Origin of the sequence: Streptomyces sporangiiformans (assembly GCF_005768555.2) — a bacterium.
GTDB lineage: Bacteria > Actinomycetota > Actinomycetes > Streptomycetales > Streptomycetaceae > Streptomyces > Streptomyces sporangiiformans.
Map to the genome: position 1 here is coordinate 1 of NZ_VCHX02000245.1, position 3,483 is coordinate 3,483.

Below are 3,483 nucleotides of genomic sequence, written 5' to 3' on the forward strand. Positions count from 1 at the left end.
CGCCCGCGCATCGCGACGGCGGTCCACGTGGCCGTCCGCAGGCCCGGCCGCGACCCGCGCCGGCTGGCCCTGGCCGCGGCGGGCGGGCATCTGCGCGCCCCGCACTACGCGGACATGCTGCGCCGGGCGGGAGTGGACGTCGACGCGGCCGATCCCGCCGCCGAACTGCTGCGCGGCGAGGTCGTCGTCACCGGCACACCGCAGGAGATCGCGGCAACACTGGCGGGCTACCGCACCGCCGGCGTCGACGAGATCCTGCTCAACCCGGCGGGCGTCCTGCTGACCGAGGGCGTCCACGCGGCGGTCACCGACCTGGAGGAGATCATCGCCGCCTGCCACCGGCTCCCGGAACGTCCGCGTGAGGGTGCCAATCGCCACTGAAATGACGGATGTTGCCGAATCTCCACAGTTACGCGCGAGCGCGCGCACATGATGGTGCGTGCGTGATCCGTACGCTGTCCGCGTGACGAGGGGAGAGCGGTGACATGCGTTCCAGCTCACGGGTGGGTGCCCGTACCGACCAGAGTTACCGGGCCCAGGGGCTCGATGAGTTCGCCGCCTGGATCGAGGAGCTGATGCGCGGCCGCGGCTACGACATCGACAGTCCGCGCGGTGGCGGTCGTTCGAAGCTCGCCGACGACGCGGGGGTGCACCGGGCTGCGGTCAGCCGGCTGCTGCAACGCCAGTCGATGCCCGACCTGGAGACGATGCGGCGCGTCGCGGCCGTACTCGGCGTTCCGCTCCGCGAGATGCTCATCCGCTCGGGCCGGCTGACGGAGGACGACCTTCCGGTGTCCGGCGGCGGGAGGCCCGCGGTCGGTGAGGGGCAAATGCGGCTGAGTCCCGAGGAGGCGGCACGGCTCATGGGGGTGCCGCCCGAACTGAGCGATCTGTTCGCCAAGGTCGCGAAGCAGTTCCTGCCCCAGGGCGGTTGACGGCGAAGAAGCCTCAGCCGGCTGTGGCGCGCTCGTAGCGCAGGAGTACGACGCCGTTGCCGAAGGTGTGGGTTTCGGTGGGGCGCAGGCGGGTGGTGGCACCCGTGTCCGGGAAGAGGGGGCGGCCACGGCCCAGGACGACCGGGGTGACGTAGAGCAGGTACTCGTCGATCAGGTCGTGGCGGCGGAACTCCGCGGCGAGTTCGGCGCCGCCGATCCCGAGGTCTCCGCCGGGTTGGTCCTTGAGGGCACGGACCTCCTCGGGGACGACTTCCCGCACGACGGTCGTGTTCCAGTCGGTGTGGCCCAGGTCCAGGGTGCGGGAGTACACGATCTTCGGCATGTCCCGCCAGATGGCCGCGAACTCCCGTTCCGGTTCCGGGCTCGCGGGGTCCTGGTCGGCGGTCGGCCAGAAGCCCGCCATCAGCTCGTGCATGACCCGGCCGGTCAGGAAGCCGCTCATCGCCTTGCTGCGTTCGTTGAAGTGCCGGTGCAGCTCGTCGTCGACCATGTGCCAGTCGAGCTCGCGGTTCGGCCCCTCGAAGAAGCCGTCGAGGGACACGGACATGCTCAGGACGATCTTTCGCATCGGAACCTCCTGGAATTCCCTGGCCGCCCGGATCTCCCCGGGCCTCCCGGACCGTCCAAGCCTGTCAGGCCCGGGCGGTCCTTGCCCACGACCGGGTCAGGAGGGACCGATCTCCAGACCGATGTCGAGACCGATCTCGACGAGCGTCGCCTCGATCGTCGCCTCGATCATCTCCGCCGTCAGGGAGGTGTCGGCGAGGCTGATCTCCAGCCGGCTCTGGACGCAGGCGTCGATCGCTGCCTGGAGGCCGGTGACATCGGACGAGTCGATGTCGCAGGAGGCGGGAGCGGCGGCAGCGGGGGCGGCGACCGGGCGTAGGGAGGGTGGTTCGGCGGGTGTGGCGGCCGACGCGGGGGCGGCGGCCGTCAGGCAGGCCGCCGCCACCAGGAGGGTGGTGAGGGCGAGACGTCGGGGAAGCGTGCGCATGGGGGGCTCCAGCGGGATCAGGGCAGGGACACGGATGGGGACAGGGACAGGAACAGAGACAAACTGTCTTGTCCCAGCAACTTCCGAGCGCCGCTCCGCCGCAATCCGTACGGGGCCGAACAGGTGCCCCACTGACCCGTACGCGCGAACTCGTATACAGGAGGCCGTGAGATGTCGTGTGAACGTCATGTGGTTCCCGCGTGATCCCCGTAACTCTCCCTCTCCTCAGGCCCTCCTGACCTTCGTTTCCCTGTCTTCACACCCCTCACGGAGAGTGCTGTTGTGATGTCGTTAGCCACAACTCCTTGACGCGTCAGTAACGTCCGCGTTGGCTTTCCGTCATCTGGGTCGCGATAGTGCGCTCTCGTCCGGAAGGCACCCGAAGTGAACACCCGTGTACGTCGTATGGCCATATCCGTGGCCGCATCCACCATGACTCTTTCTCTGGCCGCCTGTGGCGGGCTCGACGGCAGCGGAGACAGTGCGCAGGAGAGTCCGGGCAAGGGTGACGACATCACGGTGGGACTGCTGCTGCCGGAGAAGGCGAACCAGCGGTACGAGAAGTTCGACCGCCCCATCATCACGAAGAAGGTCGACGAACTGACCGACGGCGAGGGCGAGGTCGCCTACGCCAACGCCGACCAGAACGCCGGCAGGCAGAGCAGGCAGCTCCAGAAGATGATCGACGACAAGGTCGACGTGGTGCTGCTGGACGCGGTGGACGCCCACACCATCGCGGGCGGTGTGAAGAAGGCCAAGGACGCGGGGATCCCGGTCATCGCGTACGACCGACTGGCCGAGGGCCCGATCGACGCGTACGTCTCCTTCGACAACGATCTGGTCGGCGAGGTGCAGGGCAAGGCTCTCGCCGAGGCCCTGGACGGCGGGAGCGGGTCCGACAAGGTCGTCATGATGAACGGCGCGGTCACCGACCCGAACGCGGCCCAGTTCAAGCAGGCCGCCCAGAGGGCACTCGGCAACAAGGTGCAGGTAGCCAAGTCGTACGACACCAAGGAGTGGAAGCCGTCGAACGCGCGGGCCAACATGATGGCCGCGATCTCGTCCCTCGGTGTGGAGAACATCGCCGGTGTGTACTCGGCCAACGACGGTATGGCGGGCGGCATCGTCTCCGCGCTGAAGGCGGCCGGCGTCACCGAGCTGCCGCCGATCACCGGTCAGGACGCGGAACTCGAGGCCGTGCAGCGCATCGTCGTCGGCGACCAGTACATGAGCGTCTACAAGCCGTACCCCGAAGAGGCCCAGGCCGCAGCGGAGTTGGCGGTGGCACGGGTCCGCGGCCACGGCATCGAGTTCGACGCCCTCACCCGCGACAAGGTGGACAGCCCGACGACCGAGAACATCCCCTCCCACCTCGTCTCCGTCTCCCGGCTGACGAAGGACACCATCGAGGACACGGTCATCGACGACGGCATCTACAAGATCTCCGACATCTGCACGGCGAAGTACGAGTCGGCGTGTGCGGAGATCGGGCTGAAGTAGGAGTCCTGCCCCGCCCCCGCCGAGGCGGGGGCG

General features: G+C 68.6%; 4 protein-coding genes and 1 pseudogene. 3 read left to right on the top strand and 2 right to left on the bottom strand.

Annotated elements, in window-relative coordinates:
* Both FGD71_RS35235 and FGD71_RS35240 read left to right on the top strand, forming a co-directional pair.
* Nucleotides 1–381 (top strand): annotated as a pseudogene (locus FGD71_RS35235) (5,10-methylene tetrahydromethanopterin reductase); the annotation flags it as partial.
* A gap of 104 nt (nt 382–485) precedes the next feature.
* Nucleotides 486–935, top strand: coding sequence for a helix-turn-helix domain-containing protein (locus FGD71_RS35240; protein ID WP_119104626.1), 450 nt, complete (start codon nt 486–488; stop codon nt 933–935).
* 13 nt (nt 936–948) lie between these two features.
* Here the strand turns inward: FGD71_RS35240 and FGD71_RS35245 are convergent, their stop codons facing one another.
* Together FGD71_RS35245 and FGD71_RS35250 are read right to left on the bottom strand one after the other, a co-directional pair.
* Nucleotides 949–1,524: a dihydrofolate reductase family protein gene (locus FGD71_RS35245; protein ID WP_119104627.1), complete on the bottom strand. Its 576-nt coding sequence runs from the start codon at nt 1,522–1,524 to the stop codon at nt 949–951.
* Nucleotides 1,525–1,620: 96 nt separating this feature from the next.
* A complete protein-coding gene (locus FGD71_RS35250) occupies nt 1,621–1,950 on the bottom strand; it encodes a hypothetical protein (RefSeq protein WP_119104628.1) in 330 nt (109 codons plus the stop codon).
* 405 nt (nt 1,951–2,355) lie between these two features.
* Between FGD71_RS35250 and FGD71_RS35255 the strand changes: the two genes are divergently transcribed.
* Complete coding sequence (locus tag FGD71_RS35255) at nt 2,356–3,450, top strand: substrate-binding domain-containing protein (protein ID WP_119104629.1); 1,095 nt, start codon at nt 2,356–2,358, stop codon at nt 3,448–3,450.
* The last annotated feature ends 33 nt before the right edge of the window (nt 3,451–3,483 follow it).

Coding starts and splice junctions, on each gene's coding strand:
- FGD71_RS35255 (WP_119104629.1), top strand. CDS start 2,356: ATGGCCATATCCGTGGCCGCATCCACCATGACTCTTTCTCTGGCCGCC.
- FGD71_RS35250 (WP_119104628.1), bottom strand. CDS start 1,950: ATGCGCACGCTTCCCCGACGTCTCGCCCTCACCACCCTCCTGGTGGCG.
- FGD71_RS35245 (WP_119104627.1), bottom strand. CDS start 1,524: ATGCGAAAGATCGTCCTGAGCATGTCCGTGTCCCTCGACGGCTTCTTC.
- FGD71_RS35240 (WP_119104626.1), top strand. CDS start 486: ATGCGTTCCAGCTCACGGGTGGGTGCCCGTACCGACCAGAGTTACCGG.